Source organism: Lacisediminihabitans profunda (genome assembly GCF_008040105.1).
Classification (GTDB): domain Bacteria; phylum Actinomycetota; class Actinomycetes; order Actinomycetales; family Microbacteriaceae; genus Lacisediminihabitans; species Lacisediminihabitans profunda.
In genome coordinates this window covers 1-499 of the sequence record NZ_VRMG01000034.1, presented here as the reverse complement: position 1 = coordinate 499, position 499 = coordinate 1, and the positions used below count along the sequence as shown (strand labels likewise).

General features: G+C 66.1%; 1 protein-coding gene. It reads left to right on the top strand.

Annotated elements, in window-relative coordinates:
* Positions 1 to 189 precede the first annotated feature (189 nt).
* A partial coding sequence (locus FVP33_RS20050; protein ID WP_246142438.1) for a fumarylacetoacetate hydrolase family protein occupies positions 190 to 499 on the top strand: 310 nt, incomplete at its 3' end.

Below are 499 nucleotides of genomic sequence, written 5' to 3'. Positions count from 1 at the left end.
GGCCGGTTCTCTTCGGATCCGCAAGCAATCTACGGGGAGTGGGATGAGTTCACGACGTGGGCGAGGACCGCGGACCTGACCGCGGGCGTCCCCTTTGACCACCATGACCTCCTCGCTCCAGTTCCCCGCCCGCGGCAGATCTTTGCGGTCGGCCTGAACTATCAGGAGCACGCGTCCGAAGTCGGGCTCGTGGCATCAAAAGTTCCGATCGTCTTCACCAAGTTCGTCTCGTCGATCACCGGACCGCGGGCAGACGTCCCCCACCCGGGCGGCGACGTCGACTGGGAGGGGGAGCTCGTGGTGGTGATCGGCAAGACAGCGCGAAACGTGAGCGAGTCGGACGCCTGGGAGCACGTCGCCGGCCTCACTGTAGGGCAGGACATCTCGGAACGCATCACGCAGCACGAGGGTGCCACCCCCCAGTTCAGCCTCGGCAAGTCGTTTCCCGGCTGTTCGCCGATGGGACCGTGGCGCGTCACGCCGGACGAGGTCTCCGATC